This window comes from Mesorhizobium sp. M4B.F.Ca.ET.203.01.1.1, assembly GCF_004791025.1.
Classification (GTDB): domain Bacteria; phylum Pseudomonadota; class Alphaproteobacteria; order Rhizobiales; family Rhizobiaceae; genus Mesorhizobium; species Mesorhizobium abyssinicae.
Genome location: NZ_SRUO01000025.1, coordinates 1 through 16,505 on the forward strand (window position 1 = coordinate 1; position 16,505 = coordinate 16,505).

The 16,505-nt window shown below is 65.3% G+C and carries 16 protein-coding genes; 8 read left to right on the plus strand and 8 right to left on the minus strand.

All coding sequences use genetic code 11. The features are described 5' to 3' along the window. Positions 1 to 187: 187 nt before the first annotated feature. From waaC to rfaD, 3 genes are read right to left on the minus strand one after another with little or no spacing between them, the layout of a single operon-like run. Complete coding sequence (waaC, locus tag EN846_RS31745; protein WP_128346680.1) at positions 188 to 1,177, minus strand: lipopolysaccharide heptosyltransferase I; 990 nt, start codon at positions 1,175 to 1,177, stop codon at positions 188 to 190. After that, positions 1,174 to 2,181: a lipopolysaccharide heptosyltransferase II gene (gene waaF / locus EN846_RS31750; protein ID WP_127393084.1), complete on the minus strand. Its 1,008-nt coding sequence runs from the start codon at positions 2,179 to 2,181 to the stop codon at positions 1,174 to 1,176. The genes waaC and waaF overlap by 4 nt, the downstream gene beginning before the upstream one ends. Next, complete coding sequence (gene rfaD, locus EN846_RS31755; RefSeq protein WP_127393085.1) at positions 2,154 to 3,104, minus strand: ADP-glyceromanno-heptose 6-epimerase; 951 nt, start codon at positions 3,102 to 3,104, stop codon at positions 2,154 to 2,156. The genes waaF and rfaD overlap by 28 nt, the downstream gene beginning before the upstream one ends. A gap of 162 nt (positions 3,105 to 3,266) precedes the next feature. Between rfaD and EN846_RS31760 the strand changes: the two genes are divergently transcribed. From EN846_RS31760 to EN846_RS31775, 4 genes are all read left to right on the plus strand, one after another. Next, positions 3,267 to 3,899 (plus strand): LysE family translocator, encoded by a 633-nt coding sequence (locus tag EN846_RS31760; RefSeq protein ID WP_127393086.1) that lies wholly within the window; start codon positions 3,267 to 3,269, stop codon positions 3,897 to 3,899. Positions 3,900 to 4,049: 150 nt separating this feature from the next. After that, on the plus strand, positions 4,050 to 5,534 hold the full coding sequence (gene rfaE1, locus EN846_RS31765; RefSeq protein ID WP_127393087.1) for a D-glycero-beta-D-manno-heptose-7-phosphate kinase: 1,485 nt from the start codon (positions 4,050 to 4,052) through the stop codon (positions 5,532 to 5,534). Positions 5,535 to 5,541: 7 nt separating this feature from the next. Next, entirely contained in the window at positions 5,542 to 6,114 is a 573-nt protein-coding gene (locus EN846_RS31770; RefSeq protein WP_127393088.1) for an SIS domain-containing protein, read from the plus strand. Between the two features lie 28 nt (positions 6,115 to 6,142). Then, entirely contained in the window at positions 6,143 to 6,745 is a 603-nt protein-coding gene (locus tag EN846_RS31775) for an HAD family hydrolase (RefSeq protein WP_348630850.1), read from the plus strand. Positions 6,746 to 6,811: 66 nt separating this feature from the next. Here the strand turns inward: EN846_RS31775 and EN846_RS31780 are convergent, their stop codons facing one another. Then, entirely contained in the window at positions 6,812 to 7,288 is a 477-nt protein-coding gene (locus EN846_RS31780) for an Lrp/AsnC family transcriptional regulator (protein WP_127393090.1), read from the minus strand. A gap of 245 nt (positions 7,289 to 7,533) precedes the next feature. On the opposite strand from EN846_RS31780, the gene trxB reads away from it, so the two are divergent. Then, positions 7,534 to 8,508, plus strand: a complete 975-nt coding sequence (trxB, locus tag EN846_RS31785) for a thioredoxin-disulfide reductase (protein WP_135859025.1) — start codon at positions 7,534 to 7,536, stop codon at positions 8,506 to 8,508. Positions 8,509 to 8,582: 74 nt separating this feature from the next. Beyond that, positions 8,583 to 9,479, plus strand: a complete 897-nt coding sequence (locus EN846_RS31790) for a LysR family transcriptional regulator (protein WP_127286933.1) — start codon at positions 8,583 to 8,585, stop codon at positions 9,477 to 9,479. Between the two features lie 55 nt (positions 9,480 to 9,534). Here EN846_RS31790 and EN846_RS31795 read toward each other — a convergent pair whose 3' ends face one another. The 3 genes from EN846_RS31795 to EN846_RS31805 all read right to left on the minus strand — a co-directional run bounded on the left by EN846_RS31795 (position 9,535) and on the right by EN846_RS31805 (position 13,847). Beyond that, the gene (locus EN846_RS31795) at positions 9,535 to 10,032 is read right to left on the minus strand and encodes an isoprenylcysteine carboxylmethyltransferase family protein (protein ID WP_127311572.1); all 498 of its coding nucleotides are present in this window, start codon (positions 10,030 to 10,032) and stop codon (positions 9,535 to 9,537) included. A 682-nt stretch (positions 10,033 to 10,714) separates the two neighbouring features. Then, positions 10,715 to 12,766, minus strand: a complete 2,052-nt coding sequence (locus EN846_RS31800) for an elongation factor G (protein ID WP_127286252.1) — start codon at positions 12,764 to 12,766, stop codon at positions 10,715 to 10,717. A gap of 220 nt (positions 12,767 to 12,986) precedes the next feature. Beyond that, entirely contained in the window at positions 12,987 to 13,847 is an 861-nt protein-coding gene (locus EN846_RS31805) for an alpha/beta hydrolase (protein ID WP_127393860.1), read from the minus strand. Between the two features lie 147 nt (positions 13,848 to 13,994). Here EN846_RS31805 and EN846_RS31810 point away from each other — a divergent pair, with 147 nt between their 5' ends. Both EN846_RS31810 and EN846_RS31815 read left to right on the plus strand, forming a co-directional pair. After that, on the plus strand, positions 13,995 to 14,546 hold the full coding sequence (locus EN846_RS31810) for an isoprenylcysteine carboxylmethyltransferase family protein (RefSeq protein ID WP_127393638.1): 552 nt from the start codon (positions 13,995 to 13,997) through the stop codon (positions 14,544 to 14,546). 134 nt (positions 14,547 to 14,680) lie between these two features. After that, positions 14,681 to 15,076, plus strand: a complete 396-nt coding sequence (locus tag EN846_RS31815) for a cupin domain-containing protein (protein WP_127393639.1) — start codon at positions 14,681 to 14,683, stop codon at positions 15,074 to 15,076. Between the two features lie 139 nt (positions 15,077 to 15,215). On the opposite strand, the gene EN846_RS31820 is transcribed toward EN846_RS31815, so the two are convergent. Further along, the gene (locus EN846_RS31820; protein WP_127393640.1) at positions 15,216 to 16,418 is read right to left on the minus strand and encodes a pyridoxal phosphate-dependent aminotransferase; all 1,203 of its coding nucleotides are present in this window, start codon (positions 16,416 to 16,418) and stop codon (positions 15,216 to 15,218) included. Positions 16,419 to 16,505: the final 87 nt, after the last annotated feature.

Genomic DNA, 16,505 nt, shown 5'->3' on the forward strand with positions numbered 1-16,505 from the left:
CGGGGTCGATGGAACGGCGGACGATGACCCTCGCTCTCCCACGGGCTTCAAGGCCCAAAGATGCTCCGGTCTCTCGTCCGCCACCGCACCTGCTGCAATAGCAGAGTCGGCAAGGGACAAGTTACAAAGGTGCCGGCAGGCGGATGAGGGGCGGCGCTGACCTTTCCAATTGAATTGATTGAATAAATCAATCTCTGTCCGCGCCTGCTCGACCAAGCGCCTGCAGCCCGATCAGCCGCTCGGCTTCCGCCGCTGCCTCCGCAGGGGTGACACGGCCGCCGGGCGCGGCCAAAAGCGTCGACGCATACGGCCCGCGCGGGCCGGTGAGGCCGGGTTCGGTGGCCAGGAAGATGGCGACGGTCGGCACGCCGAAGGCGCTGGCGAGGTGGGTGAGGCCGGTGTCGGCGCCGATGACCAGCGCCGAGCGGCCGATGATCGCGGCGATCACCGCCAGCGGCGATTTGGGCACCAGCACCGCCTGCGGCACGGCCCTGGCGATCGCCTCGGCCACTGCCTTTTCAGGCTCGTTCGACCAGGTGACGACAGGCGTCATTTTCCTCTCGAGCAACAGCCCGGCGGTCTCGATCCAGTCCTTAACCGGCCATTTCTTGTCTTCGCGGCTGGTGCCGTGCAGCAGGAACGCGGTGTTGCCGCTGGTGCCGGCCAGGCCATCCGCCGGCGGCACGATGCCGGACTGGAGGCCGGAGAGATCGGGCTGGTAGCCGAGCGCCAGGCCGAACAGCCGCCGCGTCCGTTCGATGGCGTGCAGATCGCGGGGCACGCCGTAGCGGTGGTCGTAGAACAGCGTCGCCGACGGTTCGCGCGCGCTTGCCCGGTCGAAGCCGGCGACCGGCGCCGCCGCCTGCTTTGCCACCACAGCGGACTTCAGTAGTCCCTGCGCATCGATGACGAGGTCGTAGCCGGCAGCGCGCAGGGCGCGGCGCAGTTTTCCCGCTTCATGCCAGGTGTCGCTGTTGAAAAGCCGCTTGCGCCAGCGCCGGATCGCCACCGTGTGGATGGCGCCGATCGCCGGATGCAGGGCGACGATGCCGGCAAAGGCTTCCTCCACGCACCAGCCGAAGGAGACGTCCGGGCGGTGGCGGCGCGCATCCTCGACAGCCGGGAATGTATGGATGACATCACCCATCGAGGATGTCTTGACGATCAGGACCTTCATGCGGCGGCCGGCATTTCCAGCAGCCGGTCCACTGCTGCCGCGACCCGCGCGACATCGAGCGTCTTCAGGCAGTTGAGATGGCCGAGCGGACAGGTCTTCTGGTGGCAGGGCGAGCAGGAGAGGCCGAGCCACACGAGCTCGGCCTGCTCGGCAAGCGGCGGGGTGTTCTCAGGCGAGGTCGAGCCGTAGACGGCGACGATCGGCGTGCCGACAGCGGCGGCGACATGCATCAGCCCGCTGTCGTTCGACACCGCCAGCCGCGCCGCGGCGATGAGGTCGATGGCGTCCTCCAGTCGCGTCTTGCCGGCAAGGTCGACGGCGCCGGGCGCAAGCGCGGCGATCTCCGCCGTCACCTCGGCGTCGTTCCTGGAGCCGAGCAGCGCGACCTTCAGGCCCTTAGCCATCATTCCGCGCGCCAGTTCGGCGTAGCTTTCGCTCGGCCAGCGTTTCGCCGGGCCGAATTCGGCGCCGGGCATCAGCGCCACGTAGTTCTTCGCGGTGAGGCCCGACCGCTCGAGCAGGGCAGACTGGCTGACGGAATCGACGGTGAGCTTCGGAGCCTGGAAGGTGCCGCCGCGGGCAAGGCCGAAATAGGCCCGCGCCGTGCGCCGCTTTACCGCGTCGGGCAGCGGCACGATGTCGGTCAGCAGCCCGTAGCGCATTTCCCGGAGGTTGCCGACGCGGCGCGGAATGCGGGCGAAGAACGGGATCAGCGCCGACTTCCAGCTTCCAGGCAGGACGTAGGCCATGTCGTAGCGGCCGCGCAGCAGCCGGCCGAAGCGCCTGCGGATGCGGAACTCGAGCGCGCCCGGCTTCAGCGGGAAATCGATCTGCTGGCGTATCTCGGGCATGCGCTTGACCAGCGGTGCCGCCCAGGCCGGCGCCAGCACATCGATCGCGGCGTAAGGATATTGCTCCTTCAGCGCCGAGAACAGGCACTGCGCCATGACCATGTCGCCCACCCAACGTGGGCCGATCACGAGGATCGCTGGGCTTTCAGCCATTCGACATAGTCTCTGACACCGGTTTCGACAGTCCGGAATTGGCCATTGAAACCGGCCGCGCGCAAGCGGGACATATCAGCTTGGGTAAAACTCTGGTAGCTGCCCTTGAGGTGGTCGGGGAAGTCGATGAATTCGAGCCTGCCCTTGCCGAGCGTATCGATGACGGTCTCGGCGATGGCGCGAAATGGCTGGGCGCGGCCGGTGCCGCAGTTGAAGATGCCGCTCGAGCCTCGCTTCCATAGCCACAGATTGACGTCGGCGACGTCGCCGACATGGATGAAGTCGCGGCTCTGCTCGCCGGGTCCGAACCCGTCATAGGCGCCGAACAGCTTCGGGTTTTCGCCGCGCTCGACCTGGTTGAACAGATGGAAGGCGACCGAGGCCATGGCGCCCTTGTGCGCCTCGCGCGGTCCGTAGACGTTGAAATAGCGAAGCCCGGCCACCTGCGAATGATCGGTGTCGAAGACGGTGCGGCGGACATAGTCGTCGAACAGCTTCTTGGAATAGGCATAGACGTTGAGCGGGCGCTCGAACTGCTGTTCCTCGCGGAACTCGCTGCCGCCGCCATAGACCGACGCCGAGGAGGCGTAGAGGAAGGGCACGCGCAAGGCCAGGCAGGCATGCAGCAGCCGCTTCGAATAGGCGTAGTTGACCTCCATCATGTATTTGCCGTTCCACTCGGTGGTGGTCGAGCAGGCGCCCTGGTGGAAGACCGCGTCGACGCGGCCGAGTCCGCCACCTTCCAGGCGCGTCAGGAAATCGTCCTTGTCGAGATAGTCGGCGATATCGAGGTCGGCGAGATTGGCGATCTTGTGGCCGTCGGTGAGATCGTCGACGACGAGGATGTCGCTGTGCCCCTCGGCGTTGAGCGCGGCGACGATGTTGGAGCCGATCATACCGGCGCCGCCCGTGACGATGATCATATTTTTGGCCCTGATACTCGTTTCGCTTGCCGATTCCGGCCCTTATAAGGGAGGCGGGTTAGGCTGTCGATAAAGCAGGCGGCTGCGGGCGGATGTCACAGTGAGGCCGCAAAGCTCCGGCTTCAGTCGGTTCGCGCCACCCGCCGGACCGTGAGGGAAGAAATGCCGTCGAGCGAACTGCTTATCGCCTTTTTCGCCACCACGGCGATCTTTGCCTACATTCCCGGCCCGGCCATGCTCTATGCGGCGGCGCAGACGATGGCGCGCGGCCGCTGGTCAGGTCTGACGGCGGCGCTCGGCATCCATCTCGGCGGCTATGTGCATGTGCTTGCGGCGGCAGCGGGCCTGTCGGTGCTGTTCCACGCCGTGCCGCCGCTCTACATGGCGGTCAAGCTCATCGGCGCGCTCTATCTGATCTGGCTCGGCGTCTCGCTGTTCCGCGCCAGGACGCAAGGCGACGCGGCACTGCCCGCCATCGAGCGGAAATCGGCGCGCCGCGCCTTTTTCGAGAGCATCACCGTCGAAGTGCTCAATCCCAAGACGGCGATCTTCTTCATGGCGTTCCTGCCGCAGTTCATCGATGCCTCGGCGGCATTTCCGGTCTGGCTGCAGTTCGTCATCCTTGGAACCGTCGTCAACCTGATGTTCTCCTCGGCCGACATAGCGTGCGTCTTCCTGGCCGGGGCGATGATCGCGCGGCTGCGGCGTTCGAGCCGCGCGCAGCGGCTGATGCAGCGTGCGGGTGGCGCCGTGCTGGTCGGTCTCGGCGTCCATGTCGCCCTGCAGAAGAGCTGATCGGCCAGCCGGCCTTGGCGGCGACCCGTTCCCTGGCCGCCGTTGCGCTGGCTCGAATTGCGGTATATCGGCTTCGCCATGAACGACCGGCCAGCCATTTGAATCCCGAACCATCCTCAACATCGGCCTTTTCCGCGCGTTGCCAGTGACATGATCAATCATCATCTGCCTTCCCCGGAACCCTTGCACCGTGCCATCGCGCGCTTTGGCGGCGTCACCGTGCTGGTGGTCGGAGACTTCATCCTCGACCGTTTCGTCAGCGGCGTCATCGAGCGGATCTCGCCGGAAGCGCCGATCCCGGTGCTGCACGGGCGTGGCGAGATGCTGGCCATGGGCGGTGCCGGCAATGTCGTCTCCAACATCGTCTCGCTGGGCGCCGCCGCAATTCCGGTTTCGGTGATCGGCGCCGACAAGGCGGGCGACGATCTGATGCGGATGCTTGGCGAGCTTGGCGCGGAGACATTCGGCCTGTCGCAGCAGCGCGACCGCATGACCTCGTCGAAGAGCCGCTTCAGCGCGCTCAACCAGCAGGTGCTGCGTTTCGACGAGGAGGAGGTGAAGCCGCTCAACGCCGCCGAGCGATCGACGCTGGTCGAGCATTTCCGCACGGCCCTCGCGCGCGCCGACATCGTCATCCTGTCCGACTACGGCAAGGGCATGCTGCTCGACGGCGTCGCCGGCGAGCTGATCGCGATCTGCCGCGAAACGGGAAAGCCGGTGCTGGTCGACCCGAAGGGCCGCGACTATGGACGCTATGCCGGCGCGACGGCAATCACGCCCAACCGCAAGGAACTCGGCGAGGCCGTGGGACGCGCCGTGTTTGCCGACGACGAGATCGTGGCGGCGGCGCGGGAACTGATCTCGGCGCATGGCTTCGACTTCGTCGTGGCGACCCGCAGCGAAAAGGGCATGAGCGTCGTCGAGCCCGACGATGCGCGCCACATCGCCACGCAGGCGCGGGAAGTGTTCGACGTCTCCGGCGCCGGCGACACCGTCATCGCCACCTTCGCGCTCGCTCTCGCGGCGGGCGCCGACCGTGTGCAGGCCGCTACAATCGCCAATGCCGCCGGCGGCGTGGTGGTGGGCAAGCGCGGCACGGCGCGGCTGACGGTCGAGGAACTGGCCGGCGCGCTGTTCCGCTCGCACGGGCCGGTCGCGCACAAGGATGCCATCCTCGACGCCGTCGCGGCAGCCAGGATGGTGGCGGCCTGGAAGGAAGAGGGGCTGACCGTCGGCTTCACCAATGGCTGCTTCGACATCCTGCATGCCGGCCATGTCAGCCTGCTGCACGCGGCGCGCAGCCAGTGCGACCGGCTGGTGCTCGGCCTCAACAGCGATGCTTCGGTGCGCCGGCTGAAGGGCCCGGGACGTCCGGTCAACGACCAGCACGACCGCGCCTGCGTGCTGGCGGCCCTTGCCTCGGTGGACGCGGTGGTCGTCTTCGAGGAAGACACGCCGCTGGCGCTTATCGAAGCCTTGTTGCCCGACATACTGGTCAAGGGCGCCGACTATACGATCGACAAGGTGGTCGGCGCCGATGTGGTGCAGAAGGCCGGCGGACGCGTGGTGCTGGTCGACCTCGTCGCCGGCAAGAGCACGACCGGCACCATCGGCAGGATGCGCGCTACCAATTGAGGGTTTCATGTCCGTACTGAACGACTATCTGGTCCGCTCGGCGGCCGCGCTTACGGCGACGGTCGAACGCGACCTTACGGCCGAGATGGAACGCGCCGTGAGCACGGTCGTCACCGCGCTGTCGCAAGGCAAGGCGCTGCTGATCTGCGGCAATGGCGGCTCGGCCAGCGATGCCATCCATATCGCCGGCGAGCTGGTCGGCCGCTTCCTCAAGGAGCGCAAGGCCTACAATGTCATCGCGCTGCCAGCCAATGCTGCGGTGCTGACCGCCTGGGGCAACGACTATGGCTTCGACACCGTGTTCTCGCGCCAGGTCGAGGCGCATGGCTCGCAAGGCGCGGTGTTGCTCGCCATCTCGACCAGCGGCAATTCGCCGAGCATCCTGGCCGCCGCCGAACAGGCTCGCATGATGGGCATGACGGTGATCAGCCTGACCGGCGACACCGGCGGCAAGCTCAAGCCGCTCACCGATATCCTGCTCAATGTGCCGTCGACCTCGACGCCGATCATCCAGCAGGGGCATCTCTGCCTCTACCACTATCTGTGCGAGGCGGTCGAAGCGCGTCTCAGCAATGGCTGACCAAGGGAGCGCTGCGACGCATCCCCTCGTGGATCCGGGTCTGTGGATCGAGCGCATCGGCGCCAAGGTCTTCCCGGCCAATACACCGGCGCTGTTTCTCGACCGCGACGGCACCATCAATGTCGATACCGGCTATCCTGACGATCCGGCCGACATCGTGCTGCGCAACGACATCGCGCCGGCCATCGTCGCCGCAAACGGCGCCAACATCCCCGTCGTGGTGGTCACCAACCAGTCCGGCATCGCGCGCGGCTATTTTGGCTGGGATGAGTTCGCTTTGGTCAACGGCCGCGTGCTCGAGCTTTTGGCCGACAGCGGCGCTTGCGTCGACATGGTGCTGGCCTGCGCCTATCACGACGCTGGCGCCGGACCGCTGACGGTCGCTAACCATCCGATGCGCAAGCCCAATCCGGGCATGCTGATCGAGGCGGCGAAACGGCTTGGCCTCGATCTCAAGCGATCGCTGATTGTCGGCGACAAGCCGGCCGATATGGAGGCGGGGCAGCGCGCTGGCCTCGAGCGCGGATGGCTTGTCGATGGCGAGGCCGCGGCGATTGGCCGGCTTTCGGTTTTGCCGCTCCGAGATGCGCGAGACCTGGAGGGCTTGCTCGCCGCAATACGATCGCTCTGATCGTATCGATTCAAAATTGAGCGCCAAGCCTCTGTTTTCCCGCCGGTTTCATCGGCAGCCGGCGCATTAAGGCGGAAACGCCACCAGACCTTCATCCTTGACGCGACGGATGGTGAGCGCAGTGCGCACCGTGTCGACATTCGGCGCCGAGGCCAGTTCCTCGATGACGAAGGTCTGGAAGGTGCCGAGGTCGCTTGCCACGCAGTGCAGCAGGAAGTCGGACTCGCCCGAGACCATCCAGGCGTCGCGCACGATCGGCCAGCCGCGCGTGCGCTCGGCGAAGGTTTTGAGCTCGGCGTCGGCCTGGTGATGCAGGCCGATCAGGCAGAAGGCAACGACGTCCATGCCGAGCGCCGGCGCGTTGAGCAGGGCGCGGTAGCCGCGGATGATGCCGGCTTCCTCCAGCCGTCGGACGCGGCGCAGGCAAGGCGGCGCCGAAATGCCGACCCGGTTGGACAGTTCGACATTGGTCATGCGCCCGTCTTCCTGCAGCTCGCGCAGGATCTTCCAGTCGATGGCGTCGAGATCGGCTTTGAGCGGCATGGTCGGCTTTCGTGCGCGCAAGAATCTTTCGTGATTTTGTAATTAGACTTTCCGATGCATGCCATCCCTCCGTTCGATGATTTTTGAACGGAGGGTGAGAGATATTGGCGGCTATGCCGCAGCAGCTTTCCGGGGACGACTGCCAACCCGCCTTGCTGGCGGCGCGGGCAGCACTTACATTACGGGCGAATTTGGGCGGGATTTCCTTAATCAAGATCCTTGGCTGCCCTCAGCAGAGAGCTTTCATGACCACCAAGCACGCGCCAGTCCTCATCATTGGCTCCGGCCCAGCCGGCTACACGGCGGCGATCTATGCCGCCCGCGCCATGCTGAAACCCATGTTGGTCGCCGGCCTGCAGCAGGGCGGCCAGCTGATGATCACCACCGATGTCGAAAACTATCCGGGCTTTGCCGATCCGATCCAGGGTCCATGGCTGATGGAGCAGATGCTGAAGCAGGCCGAGCATGTCGGCACCGACATCGTCAACGACATCATCACCGAGGTCGACCTCAACGTGCGGCCGTTCCGGGCCAAGGGCGATTCCGGCACCACCTACACCGCCGATGCGCTGATCATCGCCACCGGCGCGCAGGCGAAATGGCTGGGCATTCCCTCCGAGCAGACCTTCATGGGCTTTGGCGTCTCGGCCTGCGCCACCTGCGACGGTTTCTTCTATCGCGGCAAGGATGTCGCGGTGGTCGGCGGCGGCAATTCGGCGGTCGAGGAAGCGCTTTACCTCTCCAACCTCGCCAAGAGCGTCACCGTCATTCACCGGCGCGGCGACTTCCGCGCCGAGCGCATCCTGCGCGAGCGGCTGCTCAAGAAGGAGAATGTGCGCGTCATCTGGGACACTGTCGTCGACGAGATCACCGGCCAGCCCGGCAAGGCGCCGCTGCCGCCTTCGGTGGAAGGGCTGACGCTGCGCAACGTGGCGACCGGCGAGGTGACGCGGCTCAAGGTCGACGGCGTGTTCGTGGCGATCGGCCACGCGCCGGCGGTCGAGCTTTTCGTCGGCAAGCTGAAGCAGAAGCCGAACGGCTATCTGTGGACGGCGCCGGATTCGACCCGCACCGACGTGCCCGGCGTGTTCGCCGCCGGCGACGTCACCGACGACGTCTACCGGCAGGCGGTGACGGCAGCCGGGCTCGGCTGCATGGCCGCGCTCGAGGCGGAAAAATATCTCGCCGGGATCGAGGTGCATCGCGAGGCAGCGGAATAACGAAACGGCTGAGAGAAGCCGTTTAAAAGCCTGATTTTTCATTCAGACGCCAGAAAACGATAAGAGGGGAAATCATGGCGCTGGACTGGGACAAGCTACGCGTGTTTCACGCTGCGGCGGAGGCTGGGTCGTTCACCCACGCCGCCGAGACGCTGCATCTGTCGCAGTCGGCGATCTCGCGGCAGGTCAGCGCGCTGGAGCATGATGTCGGCGTGGCGCTGTTCCATCGCCACGCGCGCGGCCTGGTGCTGACCGAACAGGGCGAGATGCTTTTCCGCACGGCGCATGACGTGCTGATGAAGCTGGAGACGATCAAGTCGCGGCTGGCCGAGGCCAAGGACCGGCCGTCCGGCGTGCTAAGGGTGACGACCACGGTGGGGCTGGGCGCCGGCTGGCTGACCGAACGCGTGCAGGAATTCATCGAGCTCTATCCCGAGATCAGCCTGCAGCTGATCCTCGCCAATGAGGAGCTCGACCTCACCATGCGGCAAGCCGACTGCGCCATCCGGCTGCGCCAGCCGCAGCAGCCGGACCTCATCCAGCGCCGCCTGTTCACCGTGCATTTCCATCTTTACGCGGCGCCCTCCTATATCGCCAAGTTCGGCAAGCCGGCCTCGATCGCCGAGCTCAGGAACCACCGCATCGTCACCTTCGGCGTGCCGGTGCCCTCGCATCTGTCGGAGCTGAACTGGCTTGAGACGGTCGGCGATTTCGAGAACGGGCAAAGAGTGCCGACGCTGCAGATCAACGACATCCTGTCGATCAAGCGCGCGGTGCAGGGCGGCGCCGGCATCGCCATGCTGCCCGACTACGTGATCAACAAGGATTCGGGCCTGATCCAGCTGCTGCCGGAGACGGAAGTGCCGTCCTTCGACACCTATTTCGCTTATCCGGACGCGATGAAGAACCAGGCCAAGCTGCATGTGTTCCGCGATTTCATCATCGCCAAGGCGCGCAGCTGGTCCTTCTAAGGGCGCATCGAAATCTTGCTAAGGCCGGCCTGACCTGAACCTCCGGTTTGTCGGATCACCCTCGCCACGGCGTCAGCCGCGGCAGCCAGCCGGGGACGGCGCGGCGGTAGGCCTCGTATTCGGCGCCGTATCGGCGGGCAAGGGTCGGTTCCTCGTAGAGCCTGACGAACGAGGCCATGGCCGCGCCGACGATGGCGCCGTAGACGACGAGCGCCCAGCTCGAGAACAACAGCGCCTGGCCGAGGATGATCGACAGCACAGCAACGTACATGGGGTTGCGCACATGGCGGTAGATGCCGCCGACGACCAGCCGTTCGGTCGGGGCCACCGGGGCCGGCGTGCCAAGGCCCTCGAGCGCGAAGCGGGCGAAGGCGTGCAGCAGCATGGCTGCCGCTCCCACGACCAGCACCCAGCCGACAGGGGCGAAGCCCGGCACCGTCGACAGCGGCAGCCGGTAGCGGTCCGTCAGCAGAAACGGCGCCAGCCCGGCGACGACGCCGGGCGCCACGACAAGGAACAGAGCGCTGCCGGCGATTGCCGAAAATCTACGCATCAGCCACCCTTGCCGCAAAAATGGACTTGGGCTGCTCGAATCCACATCATTCGGCGGCGTTCGCATTTTCCCAATTGAATCGACCTCGATGCAGACCTCGGCAATGATTTCGACCCTGTAGCGTGCTCGATTCCGTCGATTTTTCTGGTCCTATCGAGCCTTGGAATAGGTTGGACCACAGCCTCCGTCTTTTTGCATGCGTGTGTTGCAAAATAGATGCTTGTTTCTTGGGCATGATGAGCACATATATAGATCATCTCCTGGGCGCGTTCTCCTCCCATTAGCGCCCTCGAGTGTTCCCCTCTGGAGGTTAGCCTTAACAGGCACTTCCAATCAAACTCAGCCGGATCTTTATTGATCCGGCTTTTTTGTTGCCCGCAGGGCAATGAGGGCGCGGAAAATCGATCGGCAATGCCACGTAACAGTGACATGTAACCTCTGGTAACATGGCGCAGACACACGCTATCGACTAAGCAGACCATAGGACGCGGTTTGGTCGGTTCGGGAGATGGGGGCATCACTCGGACGGACCGGGCTCAGGCGGCTACCGCGTCCGAACCTTTCTTCCGTCGGCTACAGGGCGGACACATGCGGCGGACCTGCCGTTTGCCTCCCAGGAAGACGGTCCGCGATAAACGGCGTCCGGATCACCCGGGCGCCGTTTTCGCATTGGCGGATCGGCTCAGGCAGCCTTGCCGTTGGCGTTCATCGCCTCGTCCGCCAGCCGGCCGGTCAGCTCGGCCATGTGGTCGAAGGCGGCCCGGTAGCTGGCGACGCCGGCCGTCGCCGAGCGCAGCTCGATGATCAGGTCGCCGATCTCCGCCTGCGGCATGGTCGCCTCGACCACATCCCAACCCGGCCAGTCGGGCCGCGCGTCATAACCGAGGATCTGGCCGCGCCGCTGCGGGATCAGGGCGATGATCCTCGACGTCGCGTCCGACGGCGTGACGATCTCGACCTTCATCACCGGCTCCAGCAGCACTGGCGAGCAGGCAGCCATGCCTTCCTTCATCGCCAGCTTGGCCGCCATCTGGAAGGCCATGTCGGAGGAATCGACGGCATGGTAGGACCCGTCCGAGAGATTGACCGCGACATCGACCACGGGGAAGCCGAGCGGGCCGGATTTCAGATAGTCGCGTATGCCGGTCTCCACGGACTGGATGTAGGTCTTCGGCACCACGCCGCCGGTGATGGTGTCGGTGAACTGGAAGCCGGAGCCGCGCGGCAGCGGCTTGATCTCGACCACCACGTCGCCGAACTGGCCGTGGCCGCCGGACTGCTTCTTGTGGCGACCGCGCTGCTGCGCCGATTTGCGGATCGTCTCGCGGTAAGGCACGGCCGGGTTGTGACCCTCTACCGGGATCTGGTTCTTGCCCTCGAGCCGCTCGCGCACGACCCGCAGGTGCATCTCACCATGCCCCGACAGCACGGTTTCGGCGGAGTCCTGGTTGTGGCGCAGGCTGAGCGAGGGATCCTCCTCGGCAAGGCGCTGGATGGCGGCCGACATCTTGACCTCGTCCTTGCGCTCCTTCGGCCGCAGCGCGAAGGCGAACACCGGCTGCGGCGGCTCCAGCGTGACCAGCGGACTGATGCCGCCCTTGGCGGAACTCAGCGTCTGGCCGGTCTTGACAATGTCGAGCTTGCCGAGCGCGACGGTGTCGCCCGCCTTGGCGGAGGCGAGCTTCAGCTGGTCCTTGCCAAGCATCTTGTAGATGCCGGAGACCTTGGCGGCTTCGCCGTTCGACAGGTAAAGCTCGGCCGCGTCGGCGAGCTGTCCGGAGAGCACGCGCGATACCGACAGCTTGCCGCCATGCGCGGTGTGGATGGTCTTCATCACCTGGACGACGGTCTGGTTGCCGTCGGGCGCGCCAAGGCGCTTGCGGGTCGCCTCGATGTCGGGCGCGTCATGGCGTATCGCCTTCAGGAGGCGCAGCACGCCATTGCCCTTCTCGGCGGTGCCGATCAGCACCGGCGTCACCGCGCCGGCGCGAAGATCGGCGGCAAGGTCGTCGAAGATCGCATCCTTCGGCGGTTCGATCTCCTCGAGCAGCTGCTCCATCAACTGGTCGTCGTGGTCGGCGAGCGTCTCCAGCATGGAGAAGCGGGCCTCCAGCTCGCGAGCCTTGTCGTCACCCGGTATGTCGGCGACCTGGCTCTCGGCATACTCGCGGTAGATGTAGGCACGCTCCAGCGCGAGATCGATCGAGCCGATGACGACACCGTCCTTGCGCAGCGGAATCTGGCGCAGCAGCAACGGCACCGAACTTGCCGGCTGCAGCATCTTCAGCGTGTCGCGCACGCCGGCGACCGCCTTGTCGACCTTGTTCAGGAACAGGATGCGCGGCACGCCGAGATCGTCGAGCTTGCGCATGATGAGCTGAAGCGCGGGGATCTTCTTCTCGTCGGCTTCGGCAACGACGACAGCGGCATCGCAGGCGGCGAGCACCGGTTCGGCCTCGAAGGCGAACTCGATAGAGCCGGGACAATCGACGAAGGTGAGCTGCTCGCCCATGAATTCCGTGGTCGCGAAGGTCGCCTCGACGCTCATGGCGTGGGCGCGGGCCTCGGCTGAATGATCGGAAACGGTGCTGCCTGATGAAACGGGATTCTGGCGGGGGATGGCGCCCGTGCGGGCCAGTATTGCTTCGAGAAGTGTCGTCTTACCGCTTGCGAAGGGACCGACTATGGCAATGCATTTCGGTCCCGTGCGTCGTCCTCCGGCGCGAGTACCCATGGCTGACCTCCACTCAGGCGTTTCCCTGGGAGCGGCGGCCGGCCTGTTCGGCCGTCGCGGGCGGGGCTTCTTTTCAATCGCCACCTGCCCAAGGGCATCGTCCCACGGGTTTGCGGGGAGGGCAAGGAAAATAGGAAATTCGGCGGCTTTGCGTTGTCAGGCGCTCAGGGCCAGCGCCATGCCAGCGGCTGCAAGGAAGCCGTTGCGCTATGCTGTGGCGTCAACCAGCCCGGCGCTGGGCCGGCAGGGCAGTATCGGCCTCCCGCGCCGCAACCGTTTCGGCAAAGCGCGACAGCATCGGATTGAACAGATCCGGTCGCTCCCAGAAGGGTGCGTGTCCGGCGCCCGGGACGACGTGGCATTGCTCCCAGAGCGAACCATGGTCCAGCGTGTCGAAGTAGTTGAGCCGGATGAAGGGGTCGTTCTCGCCATTGACGATCGCCACCGGAAAGGCGGCCTGCTCGACGACCTGCTTCTGGTCGGCGCCCTTGCCGGCCATCATCGAGCGCGTCACCACGGCGCGCAGCCGGCCATCCGTGCGCAGGATGGCTTCGCGGAACGACGGATCGGCGCTGTCGCCGAAGCACAGTGTTTCGAAGCGTTCGGCGTCGCGTTCGGAATAGATCTTCTTCGAAGCCAGCAGCATGTCCCAGTTGGCGTGGAAGCCGCGCAGCATGCCGAAGAAGCCTTTCGACACCGGTGGCGCGCCGGTCAGCATCAGTCCGTGGACGGCCGGATGGAAGCTTGCCAGCTCGATCGCGACATGGCCGCCGAGCGACCAGCCATAGACGATGGCGCGGTCGATGCTCAGATCGTCGAGGAGGTGGCCGGCGGCTCGCGCCAGGCCGGTGAGGGTGTAGTCCGCCATCGGGTCGGCGGCGTCCGAGGACTGGCCATGACCCGGGAGATCGAAAGCGACCAGCCGGTGGGCATCGGCGAGCGGGCTGTCGAACTGGCGGGCGAAGACGGCGCGCGAGGCGCCGGAACCATGGATCATCACGATGGGCATGCCGGGGCCTGCCGACTCGCTGACGCGCAAATCGGCCTGCGGGGTGCGGATCGTATGCTCGGCGACGGCCATGATGCATTGAACCTCAGGATTGCGTGACGTCCAGCATCGCATGCCCTGGGTCTACACGGGCTTTAGGTTTCTGGTTAAGGAAGGATTAATCCGCGGCGACCGGCTATAGTGCCTGCGAATCTTCGGCGTTGGCTTGGAAATTTGACGATGGAACGTGGGCTCGACCTTCTTGTCTCGATCATCGGCATCGCCACGGTCGGCCAATATCTGTGGTCGATGCGCGCCCATTTCCAATCGTCGGGCATGTCCTCGGGTGCGAAGATAATTTCGGTCGTCGTGGCCGCGACAGCGCTGTTTTTCCTGGCGATCATCTGGATCCTGCCGCAGCCGCCATTGGCCAAGATCGTCGGGCTGGCGATCCAGTTGGTGAGCTCCGCGCTGTTCTGGTGGGCGATTTCGAGGTCGCGCAAGGCGCGGCTACGCTTTGTCTTCGACGCCGACAATCCGCATGGCTTGGTGACCGACGGACCGTTCTCCTACATCCGCCACCCATTCTACACCTCCTACATCATCTTCTGGGCCGGTTGGGGTATCGCGACCTGGTCGATCTGGGCGGTGGTGCCCGTTGCCGGGATCTTCGTGCTCTACCTGATCGCGGCGCTGGACGAAGAGAAGAAATTTTCGCGCACCGATCTGGCCGGTGCCTATGAGGCCCATCGAAAGCAAGCGGGCCTGTTCTGGCCGCGGCTGCGATGGTGACACGTTTCGCCGCGTCGGGCCGCCCGGGAAGCCGTTGCGCCGCGAGCGGCATCGGAGGAAACTGCCGCCACGATGGCGGGCCGTAGCGCGACGGTTGCCGCCACGGATATGACATCAGTTCGAGGATCGAGACGATGAAGATCATTGCCTGCGGCAGCGTGCCGACCATCATGGCGCCGGAGAAATATTTCACCGGCCGGGTGCTGCAGACCCCGATCATCGAAAAGGAAGCGCCGGCGCGGCTCAGGGCAACCCTGGTCAGCTTCGAGCCGGGCGCGCGCACCAACTGGCACACGCATCCGCTTGGCCAGACGCTCTATGTCACTTCGGGCGCCGGCCGTGCCCAGACCTGGGGCGGGCCGATCCAGGAGATCAGGGCCGGCGACGTCATCTCGTTCGCGCCCGGCGAAAAGCACTGGCATGGCGCCGGCGCGAATACGGCGATGACGCATGTCGCCATGCAGGAAGCGCTCGACGGTGTCCATGCGGACTGGCTGGAGAAGGTCAGCGACGAGCAGTATGGCGGCTAGAGCCTTTGTTTTTGCGCAATTCCGGACGAAAGGCTACGGCGAAGTCGCCGAGCCTGCCGCTACGCACTTTTCCTGGAATTGCTCGGCGACCCAAGAAAAACCCGGCCTGGAGCCGGGTTTTCTTTTGGCGGCGACCTGATCAGGTGAGGGAGGCGGTGAAGCGCTGGATGCGCGTGGAGGCCTCTTCCAGAAGCGTCTCCGAGGTGGCGTAGGAGATGCGGAAGTTCGGGCCAAGGCCGAAGGCCGAGCCGAACACAACCGCCACGCCTTCGGCCTCGAGCAGTTCCGAGCAGAAGGTCTCGTCGCTGTCGATCACCTTGCCGGCTTTCGTCTTCCTGCCGATCAGCCCGGCGCAGGACGGGTAGACGTAGAAAGCGCCTTCCGGCGAGGGGCAGGAGATGCCGCGCGCCTGGTTGAGCATCGAGACGACCAGGTCGCGCCTGCCCTGGAAGATTGCCTTGTTCTTGGCAATGAAGTCCTGCGGGCCGTTCAGCGCCTCGACGGAAGCCCATTGCGCGATGGTGCAGGCGCCGGAGGTCTGCTGGCCCTGGATCATGTCCATGGCCTTGATCAGCGGCACGGGGCCGGCGGCGTAGCCGATGCGCCAGCCGGTCATGGCATAGGCCTTCGAGACGCCGTTCATGGTCAGCGTGCGCTCGTAGAGTTTCGGCTCGACCTCGGCGATGGTCCTGAAGACGAAATCGCCATAGGTGAGGTGCTCATACATGTCGTCGGTCAGGGTCCAGACATGCGGGTGCTTGAGCAGCACGTCGGCCAGCGCCCGAAGCTCGGCTTCCGTGTAGGCGGCGCCGGACGGGTTGGACGGCGAGTTCATCAAGAGCCATTTGGTGCGCGGCGTGATCGCCCTTTCCAGCACCGCCGGCGTCAGCTTGAAGCCGTTGTCGATCGAGGTGTCGGCAAACACCGAGGTGCCGCCGCAGATCGCCACCATCTCGGGATAGCTCACCCAATAGGGGCGCGGGATGATCACCTCGTCGCCAGGGTTCAGCGTCGCCATGAAGGCGTTGAACAGGATCTGCTTGCCGCCGGTGCCGACGATGGTCTGCTCCGGCCGGTAGTCGAGATTGTTCTCGCGCTTGAATTTTTTCGCGATCGCCTCGCGCAGCGGCGCGATGCCGGACACGGGCGGATACTTGGTTTCGCCACGGCGGATCGCGTCGATCGCCGCGTTCTTGATGTTGTCGGGCGTATCGAAGTCCGGCTCGCCGGCGCCGAGGCCGATGATGTCCCGGCCGGCGTTTTTCAGCTCGCGCGCTTTCTGCGTCACCGCGATGGTCGCGGAAGGCTTCACGCGGGAAAGGGCGTCGGCAAGAAAGGCCATGACCTGATATCTCCAAGGGGCGGCGCGGCCAGGAGCGGCCGCGGCGCCTCTCTTGTCGCAACATCCGGCCAAGCGCAAGCGCTGTCG